This is a genomic window from Nocardioides sp. Z40_12, from assembly GCF_058215795.1.
Genome location: NZ_JBZAJA010000003.1, coordinates 120,657 through 136,189, shown reverse-complemented (window position 1 = coordinate 136,189; position 15,533 = coordinate 120,657). Strand labels below are relative to the sequence as shown.

The window sequence follows — 15,533 nt, the reverse complement described above, 5'->3', positions numbered from 1 at the left end:
GGGAGGGGGATAGCGTGCGGGGGTGACCCGCACGTCCCCCTCCCCGTTGGTGCCTTCGGCCGATCCGGCGCTGGCCGTCGACCAGCTGGCCCGGTGGCTGGCCGATCCGGCGCCACCGCAGCTGGAGCTGGCGACCTCGGGCTCCAGCGGACAGCCGAAGCGGGTGCTGCTCTCCCGCGACGCGGTGCTCGCCTCCGCCCGGGCCAGCGCCCGGCGCCTGGGCGGCGAGGGCCGGTGGGCGCTGGTGCTGCCGTCGGGCTACGTGGCCGGGGTGCAGGTGATCGTCCGCTCGCTGCTGGCCGGCCACCCGCCCGTGCTGGGCGCGTGGGCCGACGAGGCCGGGCCGGCGGCGTACACCTCCGTGGTGCCGACCCAGCTGCACCGGATGGTCCGCAGCCCCGAGGACGCCGAGGCGCTGGCCGCGATGCGGGCGGTGCTGGTCGGGGGTGCCGGCCTGGACCCGCGGCTGCGCGAGGAGGCCGACCGGGCGGGCATCCGGGTGGTGACCACCTACGGCGCCTCGGAGACCGCCGGCGGCTGCGTCTACGACGGCCTCCCGCTCGACGGGGTGGCGCTCTCCCTGGGGACCGACGGCCGGATCCGGCTCGGCGGTCCCACGCTCTTCGACGGCTACGCCGACGACCCCGTGCTCACCGCCGAGACCCTGGTCGACGGCTGGTACCGCACCGCCGACGCCGGGAGGCTCGACCACGACGGGCGGCTGCAGGTCCTCGGCCGGCTCGACGACGTGGTGGTCTCCGGCGGGGTCAACGTGCCGTTGCCCGCAGTCGCGGCCCGGCTGCGGGAGCACCCGGCGGTGGAGCAGGCCGAGGTGCTCGGCGTGCCCGACCCGGAGTGGGGTCAGCGGGTGGTGGCCTGGGTGCGGACGGCCCCGGGTGCCGAGGTGACGCTGGCCGGGCTGCGCGACTGGGTGGGTGCCCGCCACCCCCGCTCCTGGGCCCCGCGCCAGCTGGTGCCGGTGACCTCGTGGCCCCTGCTCGACAACGGCAAGGTGGACCGGCAGCGGCTCCGCGCCGCGGTGACCGGTGAGGAGGAGCGGGCATGAGGCTGCACGTCTACTCGGTCCCGTTGCGCACCCGGTTCCGCGGCATCACGGTGCGCGAGGGCGTCCTGCTGGAGGGTGAGGCGGGGTGGGGGGAGTGGAGCCCGTTCCTGGAGTACCCGCCCGCGGTGGCCGAACCCTGGCTGCGCTGCGCCCGCGAGGCCGCCGCCGGGGACTGGCCGGAGCCGGTCCGCGCCGGCGTCCCGGTCAACGTGACGGTCCCCGCGGTGGGACCGGAGCCGGCCCACCGGATCGTGCTGGCCGGAGGGTGCACCACCGCCAAGGTCAAGGTCGCCGAGCCGGGACAGTCGCTGGCCGACGACCAGGCGCGCGTCGAGGCGGTCCGCGACGCGCTCGGCCCCGGCGGCCGGATCCGGATCGACGTCAACGGGCTGTGGAGCGTGGAGGAGGCGGTGGCCCGGATCCCGCTGCTGGACCGGGCCGCGGGCGGGCTGGAGTACGTCGAGCAGCCGTGCGCCGAGGTCGAGGAGCTGGCCGCCGTGCGCCGCCGGGTCTGCGTGCCGATCGCCGCGGACGAGTCGATCCGCCGCGCCGAGGACCCCTACCGGGTGCGCGACCTGGAGGCCGCCGACGTCGCGGTCCTCAAGGTGCAGCCGCTGGGCGGGGTCAGGGCCTGCCTGCGGATCGCCGAGGAGATCGGGCTCCCGGTGGTCGTCTCCTCGGCGCTGGAGAGCAGTGTGGGCATCGCGGCCGGGGTCGCCCTGGCGGCGGCGCTGCCCACCCTGGAGCACGCCTGCGGGCTGGCCACCGTCCAGCTGCTCACCGACGACGTGGTCACCGAGCCGCTGCTGCCGCGCGACGGGATGCTCCCGGTGGGGCCGGTGCGGATCGACGAGGCGGCGCTGACCCGGCTGGCCGCGCCGCCGGACCGGGTGGCCGCCTGGCGGGAGCGTCTCGCCGCGGTCGAGGCGCTCCAGGAGGAGGCACCGTGAACAGCTCCACCGCCCTGGCCCGGGCCGTGGTCGCGACGCTGGTCGAGGCGGGCATGGTCGAGGCCGTGCTCAGCCCGGGCAGCCGCAACGCCCCGCTCGCCTTCGCCCTGCACGACGCCGGGGCGGCCGGCCTGCTCCGGCTGCACACCCGGATCGACGAGCGCAGCGCCGCGTTCACCGCCCTCGGCCTGGCCAAGTCCTCGGGCCGCCCGGTCGCGGTGGTGTGCACGTCGGGGACCGCCGTGGCCAACCTCGCCCCCGCCGTCCTGGAGGCCCGGCACGCCGGTGTCCGGCTGGTCGCGGTCACCGCCGACCGGCCGCTGCGCCTGCGCGGCACCAGCGCCAACCAGACCACCGACCAGGTGGGGCTGCTGCCCGGAGCCCCGGTGCTGGACCTCGCCGACGGCGCGCTGCCGCCGACCGTCCGGGACCTGCTCGGCACGCAGCTCGCCCGGGAGCGCCCCGGGCCGGTCCACCTCAACGTGCAGCTCGACGAGCCGCTGCTCCCCGAGGACCGGTGGGCGCCCGACCTGGCCGCCGGGCCGCCGCCGGCCGAGCACGCCTGGCGGGCGCTGGCGGAGGTGGCCGAGCCGATCCCGCTGGGTCCGCGGACCGTGGTGGTGGCAGGGGACGACGCCGGGCCGCCCGCCCGGGTGCTGGCCGAGCAGGCCGGCTGGCCGCTGCTCGCCGAGCCCAGCTCGGGCTCGCGGACCGGCACCCACGCCCTGCGCACCTACCGGCTCCTGCTCGACTCGCCCCTGGGCGCCGAGATCGAGCGGGTGGTGGTCTTCGGGCACCCGACGCTGTCGCGCCCGGTCACCCGCCTGCTGGCCCGCGACGACGTCGAGGTCTGGGACGTCGACCCGGGCGCGCGGTGGCAGCGGCGGCCCTTCGCGGTCGCCCGGTCCGCGCCGGCCCTGCGGGTCGAGGGGCCGGACGAGGCGCACGCGTCGTGGCTGGCGCGGTGGTGGACCGCCGACGCCGAGACCGGGCGCCGCCTCGACGCGCTGCTGGCCGCGGAGCCCGACCTCACGCCCTACGAGGTGGCCGGCGCCGTCGCCCGCGCCGTCGCGCCCGGGGGGCTGCTGTGGGTGGGGGCCTCCAGCCCGATCCGCGACCTGGACCTGATGGTGCCCCGCTGGCAGGTGGGTGCCCGCCGCAAGGTGCTGGCCAACCGCGGCCTCGCCGGCATCGACGGGGTGGTGAGCAGCGCCGTCGGGGCCGCGCTGACGCGGCGGCCGGGCTCGCGCAACCTCGCCCTGCTGGGCGACGTGACGTTCCTGCACGACGCCGGGGGACTGGTGCTGGGCCGGCGCGAGGAGCGCCCGGACCTGACGCTGGTGGTGGTCAACGACGACGGCGGCTCGATCTTCACCATGCTCGAGCAGGGCGCCGAGACCTACGCCGACCGCTTCGAGCAGCTCTTCGGCACCCCGCACGGCGTCGACCTCGCCGCCTGGTGCGCCGCGACCCGCACCCCGCACTGGCGGGTGGAGTCGGCGGCCGAGCTCGACCACGCCCTGGCCCAGCCCGCCGGGGGGATCGAGGTGGTCGAGGCGCGGGTGCGCCGCGACAACCGTCGCGCGCTCGACGCCTCGATCCGCGCCCTCGGACCCGGCTGAGACGGCCGACGCGCCGCACCCCCGAGGGGATGCGGCGCGCCGGACGGTGCTGGTCGACCCGGGTGGCCCGGGTCAGCCCTGGATCAGCTGGTCTCCCAGATCCGGATCCAGTCGACGTACATGTGCTGGGGCAGCTTCTTCTCGTTGCCCAGCTGGTTGAGCTCGTAGTCGGAGCTCAGCAGCGACAGGATCGGGTACTGCGGCTGCCCGGAGACGCCGCGGTTGCTGCGCCAGGTCTCCTGGCCGTCGATCCGGAAGATGTAGTGCTCCGGGGTCCACTCGACGGAGAAGACGTGGTAGGCCTTGAACCAGTCGTCGTTCTTCTTGGCGGTGTACTGCTTGACGTTCTTGAGCCAGTTGCCGGTCTTGACCCGCTGGCCACCCTTGCCCCAGTGGTAGGTGAAGCTGGTCAGGCCCATCGAGTCCTTGGGGCCGGAGCCCTTGCCGAAGTGCTCGATGATGTCGATCTCGGCACCCGAGAGCTTCGGGTCGGTGGAGCCCACGACGTGCTCGGCGGGCTGCATCCAGAAGGAGCTGTGCTGGCCGCGCGCCTTGGGGAACTTCATCCGGGCGGCGGCGACGCCGTACTTGAAGCTGTAGCTGTTCTCGGTGGAGATGTGGCCGTTGAGGCGGTAGTCGAACTTGCCGACGACCTTGCCGCCGCGCTTGGCGGCGCACTTGTCGCTGCGCGCGGGGTCCTTGATCACGCTGAGCCGGACGGTGCCCTTGCCCACGCTCACGGCCTCCGGGCCGCCGCGGGAGCAGAGGCGGTTGCCCTCGGGGTTGTAGTCGGGGATCCGGTGGGTCCAGGCCTCGCTGAGGTTGCTGCCGTCGAACCCGTCGGTGAAGTTGGGGTTGAGCCACGGCGCGGTGCTGTCCGAGTTGGAGGTCGCCTTGCCCAGCTTGACGCGGTACTCCAGCGGCTGGCCGCCGCGGCTCGCGGCCGCGAGGATCTGGGTCTTGCCGCTCTTGTCGGTCTTGCCCTTGCCGGCCTTCTTCCAGGACGAGCCGCTCTTGACCTGGAGGACGACCTTCTTGTTCCGAGCGGCCTTGCCCGGCTTGGCGCTGACCTCGACGACCGCCTTGGCGGAGTCGGGGCTCGAGGGCCGCTTGCCGTACTGCGCGATCTGGGGCAGCACGTTGATGCTCACCTTGGCCTTGCGCTGCTTCTTGCGCGCCAGCAGGTCGACGGTGGCGGTGCTGCTCAGGTCGGTGGCGGCGGGCTTGTCAGCCGCGCTCGCCTGGGTGGAGACGAGGGCCGCGGCGGGCAGCAGCAGGGCTGCGGCACCGGCGGCGATGAGACGACGTCCAGACATGTAGATCCTGTTCGGGCGAGTTGAGTGTGGTCGAGTGCCGCCCCCTTCGGCGACGACGGGGGCCACGGTAACGGGTGGGACTCGGAATCCTGTTCTCCGCACCGCCTCTGGTGCCGCCCCAGGCACCTTCCTAGGCTGCGGGGTGTGCGGATCACGAAGTACGGCCATGCCTGTGTCCGGGTGGAGCACCGCTCCACCGTCCTGGTGCTCGACCCCGGGGCATTCACCGGCGTCGAGGCGGTCGCCGGCGCCGACGTGGTGCTGGTGACCCACGAGCATCCCGACCACCTCCACCTCGACCACCTGCGCGCCTGCACGGCCGAGCTGGTCACGATCGAGGCGGTCGCCGCCCGGATCCGGGAGGAGGCGCCCGACCTCGTCGACCGGCTCCGGGTGGTCGCCCCGGGCGACGTGGCGGACCTGGGGGTCCCGGTCCGGGTGGTGGGGGAGAAGCACGCCGTGATCCACGCCGAGCTGCCGCACGTGGACAACTCCGGCTTCCTGCTCGACCTCGACGGCACCCGGGTCTACCACCCCGGCGACGCGCTCACCGCGCCCGGCGAGCAGGTCGACCTGCTGCTCGCCCCGGCCAGCGCGCCGTGGCTCAAGGTGGGGGAGGCGATCGACTTCGTGCGCGCGGTGGGCGCGCCCCGCAACCTGGCCATCCACGACGCGATCTACTCCGAGGCCGGGCTGGGCGTCGTCGACGCTCACATGGCGCGCCTCAACGGGCCGCGCGGCCTGGCCTGGACCCGGCTGGCCGTCGGGGAGGACCTCGACCTCTGAGCCGCTCGGCGCGGGTCAGCCCAGCGAGTCGCGGACCGGCACGAACTTGGCCTGCGCCTCGGCGAGCTCCGCCTCGGGGTCGGAGTCGGCCACGATGCCGCAGCCCGCGAAGAGCCGCACCACGTCGCCCTCCACGCTGGCCGAGCGGAGCCCGATGCCCCACTCCCCGTCCCCGGAGGAGTCGATCCAGCCGACGGGACCGGCGTACCTGCCACGGTCCATCTGCTCGATCTCGGAGATCAGCGCGGTGGCCACCGGGGTCGGCGTCCCGCCGACGGCCGCGGAGGGGTGGAGCGACTCGGCGAGCTGGAGGGAGGAGACGGTCTCGGCGTCGTGGACCACGCCGTTCACGTCGCTGGCCAGGTGCATCACGTTGGGCAGGTGGAGGACGAAGGGCGCCTCGGGCACGTTCATCGACGAGCAGTGCGGCTCGAGGGCGTCGGCGACCGACCGCACGGCGTACTCGTGCTCCTCGAGGTCCTTGGAGCTGCGGGCCAGGGTTGCGGCCAGGGCGAGGTCCCGGTCGTCGTCACCGGTACGGCGGATGGTGCCGGCCAGCACCCGGGAGGTGACCAGGCCGCGCTCGCGGCGCACCAGCATCTCGGGGGTGGCGCCGAAGAAGCCGTCCACGTGGAAGGTCCAGCACATCGGGTACTGCTCGGCCAGCCGGGCCAGCGGCCAGCGCACGTCGACCGGCTCGGCCGAGGTGGCGAGCAGGTCGCGGGCCAGCACCACCTTCTCCAGGTCGCCGCGCTGGATGCGGGCCACCGCGTCGGCGACCACCGTCATCCACTGGTCGCCGTTGAGCGCGCCGTCGGCGAACTGCACGGTGCTCGGGGCCCGCGGGGGCGGTGCCGGGGCGGCGAGCAGGTCGTGCGGGTCGGGGGCGGAGGCGGCGTCGCCGGCGGTGACCGTGGTGCACCAGGTGGTGGCGCCGCGCCGTCCGACGATGACCGAGGGCACCACCAGGACCGAGTCGCCGGGCTCGTCGGCGAAGGCGAAGGAGCCGAAGGCGACCAGGCCGCTGCCGGGCTCCTGCACGGCGTCGTGCACCCGGGCGCGGGCGACCTGCTCGGCCCACCACTTGTCGGCGTCGTGGAAGCGGGTGGCCCCGCGGGTGCGGACCAGGGCGGCCACGCCCCAGCCCACGAGACCCTCGTCCTTGCGCAGCCAGGTGACGGGCCGGTCGTCGGGGAGCACGGCCAGCAGGTCGTCCACCTCGGAGGGGTCGATCGCCGTGGTCCTGACGACCAGTGGCTCACCGGTGGCAGGTCCTGACGCAGGTGTGGCCGCGCGGTTGTTCACCCCGCGAGACTACCGCCGGGCCGGGTGGCGGCCCCCGGCGACCGGGGTGGCCACCGCTGCGTAGGCTCCACCTGTGGCCCGTGCAGAACTCGACAAGCAGCCCTCGGACGTCCAGCGCATGTTCGACGCCGTCGCGCGTCGCTACGACGTGACCAACGACGTCCTCTCCCTCGGCCAGGACAGGCGGTGGCGCCGCGACGTGCTGGCCGCGGTGGGGCCCCGGCCCGGTGAGCGGGTCCTCGACCTGGCGGCCGGCACCGGGACCTCCAGCGTGCCCTTCGCCGAGGCCGGCGCCAGGGTGGTGCCGTGCGACTTCTCCCTCGGCATGCTCCGCGTCGGCAAGCAGGCCAGGCCGCACCTGCCGTTCACCGCCGGGGACGGCACCCGACTGCCCTTCGCCGACGCCTCCTTCGACGCGGTCACGATCTCCTTCGGCCTGCGCAACATCGTCGACCCCCTCGCCGGCCTGCGCGAGATGCGCCGGGTGACCAGGCCCGGCGGCCGGCTGGTGGTCTGCGAGTTCAGCCACCCCACGTGGGCCCCGCTGCGCACCGTCTACCTGGAGTACCTGATGAAGGCGCTGCCCACGATCGCGCGCGGCGTCTCCTCCAGCCCGGACGCCTACGTCTACCTGGCCGAATCGATCCGCGCCTGGCCCGACCAGGCGGGGCTGGCGGAGCTGATCGGCCGGGCCGGCTGGCTCAGCCCCCAGTGGCGCAACCTCAGCGGCGGCATCGTCGCCCTGCACCGCGCCACGGCCTGAGCCGCGCCGCCGACCCGCGGGGGCATTTATGCAAGGCTCCGCGGTGGAAAATGCCCAGGTCAGTGCGGGAGTCGCCGGGCGGACCCCCGGCGTGACGTAGCGCGCAGGGCGACCTAGACTGGCCCGCGCGGCCATTCGTGAAGACTTTCACAATCGCACGACGGTGACTCGGGTCTCCCTCAGGTGGTCGTTCCAAGGAAGGAGTGCGCAGGGGTAATGGAGCTCTACACGCCGGTTCTGTTCCTGGCCGCCATCGCGGCCGGCTTCGCCGTCCTGTCGATCGGGCTGAGCTCGGTCCTCGGGCCCAAGCGCTACAACCGGGTCAAGGTCGACTCCTACGAGTGCGGCATCGAGCCGACGCCCCAGCCCGTGGGCGGGGGCCGCTTCCCGGTGAAGTACTACACGATCGCGATGACCTTCATCGTCTTCGACGTCGAGATCATGTTCCTCGTGCCGTGGGCGGTCTACTTCGACCAGCTGAGCTGGTTCGGCCTGGCGGCCGTCGCGCTCTTCCTGCTCAACGTGACCATCGTCTACGCCTACGAGTGGCGTCGCGGCGGACTGGACTGGGACTGAGGACCAACTGACATGAGTATCGAGGACAAGCTCCCGAGCGGAGTCATGCTCACCACGGTCGAGGGACTCGCCGGGTGGATGCGCAAGTCGTCGTTCTGGCCGGCCACCTTCGGCCTGGCCTGCTGCGCCATCGAGATGATGACCAGCGGCGGCCCGAAGTACGACCTGGGCCGGTTCGGCATGGAGGTCTTCCGGGCCAGCCCCCGCCAGGCCGACCTGATGATCGTCGCGGGCCGGGTGAGCCAGAAGATGGCCCCGGTGCTGCGCCAGATCTACGACCAGATGCCCGAGCCCAAGTGGGTGCTGGCGATGGGCGTGTGTGCCAGCTCCGGCGGCATGTTCAACAACTACGCGATCGTCCAGGGCGTCGACCACGTGGTGCCGGTCGACATGTACCTGCCCGGCTGCCCGCCCCGTCCCGAGATGCTGATCGACGCGATCCTCAAGCTCCAGGACAAGGTGCAGCACACCAAGATGGGCAAGCACCGCCTCGCCGAGATCGAGGAGCAGGAGAACGCCGCGCTGCGCGCGCTTCCCACCTCCCAGATGCGGGGGCTGCTGCGGTGAGCGGCGACAAGAAGGAGTTCGGCTCCGACGACAACGTGCGGGTCACCCGGGACACCCCGGACACCCGGGCCCGCGAGGACGAGGTCAACGCCCCGGGCGAGGGCGGCGAGCTGCTGCCGTCGGGCGCCACCGAGGAGCGTGCGGTCGGCGTGCGCCACGGCATGTTCGGCACCGCCGGCACCGGCGACACCAGCGGCTTCGGCGGACTGGTCGCCCCGACGGTCTTCCCGGGCGCCACCCAGCGGCCCTTCGGCGGCTGGTTCGACGAGGTGGCCGACGTGCTCGACCAGCGCCTGCGCGAGGGCGGCCTGGAGCACGCGACCGAGCGGGTCGTCGTCCACCGCGGCGAGATCACCTTCCACGTCCGCCGCGAGGACCTCCTCGCGGTGGTGCAGCTGATGCGCGACGAGGAGCGGCTCCGGTTCGAGCTGCTCGCCTCGGTCTCCGGCGTGAACTACCCGGGGGACTCCGGCCGCGAGCTGCACGTCGTCTACCACCTGCTCTCGATGACCCACAACCGCCGGGTGCGGCTGGAGGTCTCGGTGCCCGATGCCGACCCGCACCTGCCCTCGGTCGTCGGGGTCTACCCGACCGCCGACTGGCAGGAGCGCGAGGCCTGGGACATGTTCGGGATCGTCTTCGACGGCCACCCGGCGCTGACCCGCATCCTCATGCCCGACGACTGGCCGGGCCACCCCCAGCGCAAGGACTACCCCCTGGGGGGCATCCCGGTGGAATACAAGGGCGGGTCCGTCCCGCCGCCGGACCAGCGGAGGTCCTACAACTGATGGCAACCACAGACCAGAACGACCTCTACGCGCAGGGCGCGGAGACCAGCCAGGGACGCGTCTTCACCGTCACCGGCCAGGACTGGGACACGATCGCGGAGGGCCTCGGCGACGGGGTCGAGGAGCGGATCGTCGTCAACATGGGGCCGCAGCACCCGTCCACCCACGGCGTGCTCCGGCTGATCCTCGAGCTCGAGGGCGAGACGGTGACCGAGGCCCGCTGCGGCGTCGGCTACCTGCACACCGGCATCGAGAAGAACATGGAGTACCGCTCCTGGGTGCAGGGCGTGACCTTCTGCACCCGGATGGACTACCTCTCCCCGTTCTACAACGAGGCGACCTACTGCTTCGGGGTCGAGCGGCTGCTGGGCATCGAGGACGACATCCCCGAGAAGGCCCAGGTCATGCGGGTCCTGCTGATGGAGCTCAACCGCATCTCCTCGCACCTGGTCGCGGTCGCCACTGGCGGCATGGAGATCGGCGCACTGACGGTGATGACCATCGGCTTCCGCGAGCGCGAGCTCGTGCTCGACCTCTTCGAGACGATCACCGGCCTGCGGATGAACCACGCGTTCATCCGGCCCGGCGGCGTCGCCCAGGACCTCCCCGCGGGTGCGCTGGACGACATCCGGGCCTTCATCGCCCTGATGAAGAAGCGCCTGCCCGAGTACGCCGACTTCTGCAACGCCAACCCCATCTTCCGGGGGCGGCTCGAGGGCGTCGGCGAGCTGGACCTGGCCGGCTGCCTCGCGCTCGGCATCACCGGGCCGCCGCTGCGCGCCACCGGCTACGCCTGGGACCTGCGCAAGACCCAGCCGTACTCCGGCTACGAGGACTACGACTTCGACGTCCAGACCTGGGACACCGCCGACTCCTACGGCCGCTTCCGGGTCCGGCTCAACGAGATGTGGGAGTCCCTGCGGATCGTCGAGCAGTGCGCCGACCGGCTGGCCAAGCTCGACGGCGCCCCGGTGATGGTCGGCGACCGCAAGATCGCCTGGCCCAGCCAGCTGGCGATCGGCAGCGACGGCATGGGCAACAGCCTCGACCACATCCGGCACATCATGGGTGAGTCGATGGAGGCCCTGATCCACCACTTCAAGCTGGTCACCGAGGGCTTCCGGGTCCCGCCGGGCCAGGCCTACGTACCGGTGGAGAGCCCCCGCGGCGAGCTCGGGGCCCACGTGGTCTCCGACGGCGGCACCCGCCCCTTCCGGGCGCACTTCCGGGACCCGTCGTTCGTCAACCTGCAAGGCACCAGCGTGATGTCCGAGGGCGGCATGGTCTCGGACGTGATCGTGGCGATCGCCTCGATCGACCCCGTGATGGGAGGAGTGGACCGATGACCGAGCCGATCGACGCCAAGACGATCGCCGAGCTGCGCGAGATCGCGGCCCGCTACCCCCAGCCCCGCTCGGGGCTGCTCCCGATGCTCCACCTGGTCCAGTCGGCCCAGGGCCGGATCACCCCCGAGGGCATCGAGGCGTGCGCGGAGGTGCTGGGCATCACCGCCGCCGAGGTCAGCGGCGTGGCGACCTTCTACACGATGTACAAGCGCCGTCCGGTCGGCGACTACCACGTCGGCGTCTGCACCAACACGCTGTGCGCGGTGATGGGCGGCGACCAGATCTTCGAGCGGCTCAAGGACCACCTCGACGTCGGCAACGACGAGACCGCCGAGCGCCGCGAGGGCGACACCGCGACGGTCTCGCTGGAGCACATCGAGTGCAACGCGGCCTGCGACTTCGCACCGGTGATGACGGTCAACTGGGAGTTCATGGACAACCAGACCCCGGAGTCGGCCGTCGACCTGGTCGACGACCTGCGGGCCGGCCGCGAGGTGCACTCCACCCGGGGCCCGAAGATCTGCACCTGGCGCGAGGCAGAGCGCGTGCTGGCCGGCTTCAACGACGGTCTGGCCGACGAGGGCCCGTCGGCCGGGCCGGCGTCCCTGGCGGGCCGCGAGCTCGCCCGGGAGAACGGCTGGACCGCTCCCGAAGTGAAGGCGGACGAGAAGTGAGCGACCCCATCGACACCCTGACCCCGGTCCTGACCTCCAACTGGGGCGACGAGCGCTCCTGGACCCTGGAGGCCTACGAGGGCCAGGGCGGCTACCGCGCGCTCGCCAAGGCGCTGACGATGACCCCCGACGAGATCATCGGCGCGGTCAAGGACTCCGGCCTGCGCGGTCGCGGCGGCGCCGGCTTCCCGACCGGCATGAAGTGGGGCTTCATCCCCCAGGACAACCCGAAGCCGAAGTACCTCGTGGTCAACGCCGACGAGTCGGAGCCGGGCACCTGCAAGGACATCCCGCTGATGATGGCGAGTCCGCACACCTTGATCGAGGGCGTGATCATCAGCGCCTACGCGATCCGGGCCAACCACGCCTTCATCTACGTGCGTGGCGAGGTGCTCCACGTGATCCGCCGCCTCCAGCGCGCCGTGCAGGAGGCCTACCTGGCCGGACACCTCGGCAAGGACGTCCACGGCTCGGGCTACGACCTCGAGCTGGTGGTGCACGCGGGCGCCGGCGCCTACATCTGCGGCGAGGAGACCGCCCTCCTCGACTCGCTGGAGGGCCGCCGCGGCCAGCCCCGGCTGCGGCCGCCGTTCCCGGCGGTGGCCGGGCTCTACGCCAGCCCCACGGTGATCAACAACGTGGAGTCGATCGCCTCGGTGCCCAGCATCGTGGCCAACGGCCCCGAGTGGTTCTCCGCGATGGGCACCGAGCGCTCCAAGGGCTTCGGCATCTTCAGCCTCTCGGGCCACGTGACCCGCCCGGGGCAGTACGAGGCCCCGCTGGGCATCACCCTGCGCCGGCTGATCGAGATGGCCGGCGGCATGCGCCACGGCCACGCGCTGAAGTTCTGGACCCCCGGCGGCTCCTCCACGCCGCTGCTGACCGACGAGCACCTCGACGTCCCGCTCGACTTCGAGGGGGTCGGCGGCGCCGGCTCCATGCTCGGCACCCGCGCACTGCAGATCTTCGACGAGACCGTCTGCGTGGTCCGGGCCACCCTGCGGTGGCTGGAGTTCTACAAGCACGAGTCGTGCGGCAAGTGCACGCCGTGCCGCGAGGGCACCTGGTGGCTGGTGCAGGTCCTGGCCCGCCTCGAGAAGGGGCAGGGCACCGAGGCCGACCTCGACCAGCTCCTGGACCAGTGCGACAACATCCTGGGCCGCTCGTTCTGCGCGCTGGCCGACGGTGCCGTCAGCCCGGTCCAGTCCTCGATCCAGTACTTCCGGGACGAGTACGTCGCCCACCTCACCCACGGCGGCTGCCCGTTCGACCCCCATGCCTCCACCGTCTTCGCACCCGCAGGAGCGCACGCATGACCCAGGTCTCCACCGAGCTGGTCAACCTCACCATCGACGGCGTCGCCGTCAGCGTCCCGCCCGGCACCCTGGTGATCCGCGCCGCGGAGCAGATCGGCGTGCAGATCCCGAGGTTCTGCGACCACCCGCTGCTCGCCCCGGCCGGCGCCTGCCGCCAGTGCCTGGTCGAGGTGGCGATGCCCGGGCCCGACGGCTCGATGCGCCAGATGCAGGGCCCTCCCGGCCGGATGAAGCCGCAGGCCTCCTGCACGCTGCCCGTCGCCGAGGGCATGGAGGTGCGCACCCAGCTCACCTCGCCCGAGATCGACAAGGCGCAGCAGGGCGTGATGGAGCAGCTGCTCATCAACCACCCGCTGGACTGCCCCGTCTGCGACAAGGGCGGCGAGTGCCCCCTGCAGAACCAGGCGATGTCCAACGGTCGCGGCGAGTCGCGCTTCTCCGCCCAGGGCGGCGTCAAGCGGACCTTCCCCAAGCCGATCAACATCTCCGCGCAGGTGCTGCTCGACCGTGAGCGCTGCATCCTCTGTGCCCGGTGCACCCGCTTCTCCGCGGAGATCGCCGGCGACCCGTTCATCGCGCTGATCGAGCGCGGGGCCCTCCAGCAGGTGGGCATCTACGAGCGGGAGCCCTTCGAGAGCTACTTCTCCGGCAACACCATCCAGATCTGCCCGGTGGGGGCGCTCACCAGCGCCGACTACCGCTTCCGCTCCCGCCCCTTCGACCTCGTCTCCGCCCCCGGCGTGGCCGAGCACGACGCCTGCGGCGCGGCCATCCGGATCGACCACCGTCGCGGCAAGGTGATGCGCCGCCTCGCCGGCAACGACCCGGAGGTCAACGAGGAGTGGATCACCGACAAGGACCGCTTCGCGTTCCACTACGCCCGCCAGGACGACCGGCTCACCTACCCGCAGGTGCGTGACCGGGTCGAGGACGGCGGCACCGGCGAGCTGCGCCCCGCCTCGTGGCCGGAGGCCTTCGCGGTCGCCGCCCGCGGCCTCGCGGCGGCCGGCGGCTCCGCCGTGCTGACCGGTGGTCGCGTCACCGCCGAGGACGCCTACGCCTACGCCAAGTTCGCGCGGGTGGCGCTCGGCACCCACGACATCGACTTCCGCGCCCGGCCGCACAGCGCCGAGGAGGCCTCCTTCCTGGCCTCCGAGGTGGTGCTGAGCAGCCACGAGGCCCAGGGAGTGACCTACTCCGACCTGGAGAGCGCCTCGGTCGTAGTCCTCGCGGGCCTCGAGCCCGAGGACGAGGCCGGCACCCTCTTCCTCCGCCTCCGCAAGGCGGTCAAGCGGCACGGCACCCGGGTGGTCTCCCTGGCGCCGTACACCTCCCGCGGGCTGGCCAAGCTGGACGGGCGCCTGGTGCGCACCGTCCCGGGCACCGAGCCCGAGGCCCTGCGCGAGCTGGCCTCCGACGGCGAGGTCGCCCTCGACGGCGGCGGCATCATCCTGGTGGGCGAGCGGCTCGCCGCCACCCACGGAGCCCTCACCGCGGCGGTCGAGCTGGCCCGCACCACCGGTGCGCGGCTGGCCTGGGTCCCGCGGCGCGCGGGTGACCGCGGCGCGCTCGAGGCGGGCTGCCTGCCCACCCTGCTCCCGGGCGGTCGCCCGGTGGGCGACGCGGGTGCCCGGGTCGACGTGGCCACCGCCTGGGGCGTGGAGTCCCTCCCGACGGCGCCCGGCCGCGACGGCGACGCCATCGTGGCGGCGCTGCTCTCCGGCGAGCTCGGCGGCCTGGTCGTCGGCGGCGTGGACCCCGACGACACCTCCGACCCGGCGGCCTTCCGCCGGGCGCTGGAGCAGGCTCGCTTCGTGGTGCAGCTGGAGCTGCGCGCCACCGACGTGAGCCGGCACGCCGACGTGGTCTTCCCGGTGGCCCCGGTCACCGACAAGGCCGGCACCTTCGTCACCTGGGACGGCCGGACCCGCTCCTTCGACGCGGTCTTCGCCAACCCCGGCTCGCTGCCCGACCTGAGGGTGCTGTCCGGGATCGCCGAGGAGCTCGGCGCCCCGCTCGGCTTCCGCACGGTCCAGGAGGTGCGCCGCGAGATGGCCGCACTCGGGCCCTGGGACGGCCCGCGCCCGGCGCTCGAGGCCGGCAAGGCGCCCAAGCAGCCGCGGCCCAAGGCCGGCTCCATGGTGCTGGCCAGCTGGAAGCAGATGGTCGACCTCGGCTCGATGCAGGACGGCGAGGGGCACTACCGCGCCACCGGCCGCCGCGCCGTGGCCCGCATCTCGGCGGCCGACCACGACCGGATCTTCGGGATGATCGAGAACCCCGACGCCCGGGTGGAGGTCACCGGTGACCGGGGCAGCCTCACGCTGCCCGTCGAGGTGGCCGACCTGCCCGAGGGCGTCGTCTGGCTGCCCGCCCGCTCGTGCGGGCGCGGGGTGCTGGCGGACGTCGCCTCGCCCGGGAGCCAGGTCACCGTGAAGGGAGCAGCCGAATGAGTGCC

The 15,533-nt window shown here is 73.2% G+C and carries 14 protein-coding genes; 12 read left to right on the top strand and 2 right to left on the bottom strand.

Features of this window, described 5'->3' with window-relative positions; translation table 11 throughout:
* The first annotated feature begins 22 nt into the window (after positions 1 to 22).
* From AC4BG9_RS06950 to menD, 3 genes are read left to right on the top strand one after another with little or no spacing between them, the layout of a single operon-like run.
* Positions 23 to 1,066 (top strand): AMP-binding protein, encoded by a 1,044-nt coding sequence (locus AC4BG9_RS06950; protein ID WP_490570353.1) that lies wholly within the window; start codon positions 23 to 25, stop codon positions 1,064 to 1,066.
* Positions 1,063 to 2,016, top strand: coding sequence for an o-succinylbenzoate synthase (locus AC4BG9_RS06945; protein WP_490570352.1), 954 nt, complete (start codon positions 1,063 to 1,065; stop codon positions 2,014 to 2,016). Before AC4BG9_RS06950 ends, AC4BG9_RS06945 begins: the two co-directional genes overlap by 4 nt.
* Entirely contained in the window at positions 2,013 to 3,638 is a 1,626-nt protein-coding gene (gene menD / locus AC4BG9_RS06940; RefSeq protein ID WP_490570351.1) for a 2-succinyl-5-enolpyruvyl-6-hydroxy-3-cyclohexene-1-carboxylic-acid synthase, read from the top strand. Before AC4BG9_RS06945 ends, menD begins: the two co-directional genes overlap by 4 nt.
* Before the next feature lie 83 nt (positions 3,639 to 3,721).
* Here the strand turns inward: menD and AC4BG9_RS06935 are convergent, their stop codons facing one another.
* Positions 3,722 to 4,954: a glycoside hydrolase family 16 protein gene (locus AC4BG9_RS06935; protein ID WP_490570350.1), complete on the bottom strand. Its 1,233-nt coding sequence runs from the start codon at positions 4,952 to 4,954 to the stop codon at positions 3,722 to 3,724.
* Between the two features lie 144 nt (positions 4,955 to 5,098).
* Between AC4BG9_RS06935 and AC4BG9_RS06930 the strand changes: the two genes are divergently transcribed.
* The gene (locus AC4BG9_RS06930) at positions 5,099 to 5,740 is read left to right on the top strand and encodes an MBL fold metallo-hydrolase (RefSeq protein WP_490570349.1); all 642 of its coding nucleotides are present in this window, start codon (positions 5,099 to 5,101) and stop codon (positions 5,738 to 5,740) included.
* Between the two features lie 15 nt (positions 5,741 to 5,755).
* Here AC4BG9_RS06930 and AC4BG9_RS06925 read toward each other — a convergent pair whose 3' ends face one another.
* Positions 5,756 to 7,045 carry an isochorismate synthase gene (locus AC4BG9_RS06925; RefSeq protein WP_490570348.1) on the bottom strand — a complete coding sequence of 430 codons (1,290 nt, stop codon included), beginning with the start codon at positions 7,043 to 7,045 and terminating at the stop codon, positions 5,756 to 5,758.
* 73 nt (positions 7,046 to 7,118) lie between these two features.
* Here AC4BG9_RS06925 and AC4BG9_RS06920 point away from each other — a divergent pair, with 73 nt between their 5' ends.
* From AC4BG9_RS06920 to AC4BG9_RS06885, 8 genes are all read left to right on the top strand, one after another.
* A complete protein-coding gene (locus tag AC4BG9_RS06920) occupies positions 7,119 to 7,808 on the top strand; it encodes a demethylmenaquinone methyltransferase (protein ID WP_490570347.1) in 690 nt (229 codons plus the stop codon).
* A 216-nt stretch (positions 7,809 to 8,024) separates the two neighbouring features.
* A complete protein-coding gene (locus AC4BG9_RS06915) occupies positions 8,025 to 8,384 on the top strand; it encodes an NADH-quinone oxidoreductase subunit A (RefSeq protein ID WP_489964370.1) in 360 nt (119 codons plus the stop codon).
* Between the two features lie 12 nt (positions 8,385 to 8,396).
* The gene (locus AC4BG9_RS06910; protein ID WP_490570346.1) at positions 8,397 to 8,951 is read left to right on the top strand and encodes a NuoB/complex I 20 kDa subunit family protein; all 555 of its coding nucleotides are present in this window, start codon (positions 8,397 to 8,399) and stop codon (positions 8,949 to 8,951) included.
* Positions 8,948 to 9,739 carry an NADH-quinone oxidoreductase subunit C gene (locus AC4BG9_RS06905; RefSeq protein ID WP_490570345.1) on the top strand — a complete coding sequence of 264 codons (792 nt, stop codon included), beginning with the start codon at positions 8,948 to 8,950 and terminating at the stop codon, positions 9,737 to 9,739. Before AC4BG9_RS06910 ends, AC4BG9_RS06905 begins: the two co-directional genes overlap by 4 nt.
* Positions 9,739 to 11,085 carry an NADH-quinone oxidoreductase subunit D gene (locus AC4BG9_RS06900; RefSeq protein WP_490570344.1) on the top strand — a complete coding sequence of 449 codons (1,347 nt, stop codon included), beginning with the start codon at positions 9,739 to 9,741 and terminating at the stop codon, positions 11,083 to 11,085. Before AC4BG9_RS06905 ends, AC4BG9_RS06900 begins: the two co-directional genes overlap by 1 nt.
* Positions 11,082 to 11,759 carry an NADH-quinone oxidoreductase subunit NuoE gene (gene nuoE / locus AC4BG9_RS06895; RefSeq protein WP_490570343.1) on the top strand — a complete coding sequence of 226 codons (678 nt, stop codon included), beginning with the start codon at positions 11,082 to 11,084 and terminating at the stop codon, positions 11,757 to 11,759. Before AC4BG9_RS06900 ends, nuoE begins: the two co-directional genes overlap by 4 nt.
* On the top strand, positions 11,756 to 13,075 hold the full coding sequence (gene nuoF, locus AC4BG9_RS06890; RefSeq protein ID WP_490570342.1) for an NADH-quinone oxidoreductase subunit NuoF: 1,320 nt from the start codon (positions 11,756 to 11,758) through the stop codon (positions 13,073 to 13,075). Before nuoE ends, nuoF begins: the two co-directional genes overlap by 4 nt.
* Positions 13,072 to 15,528, top strand: coding sequence for an NADH-quinone oxidoreductase subunit G (locus tag AC4BG9_RS06885; protein WP_490570341.1), 2,457 nt, complete (start codon positions 13,072 to 13,074; stop codon positions 15,526 to 15,528). The genes nuoF and AC4BG9_RS06885 overlap by 4 nt, the downstream gene beginning before the upstream one ends.
* Positions 15,529 to 15,533 lie beyond the last annotated feature (5 nt).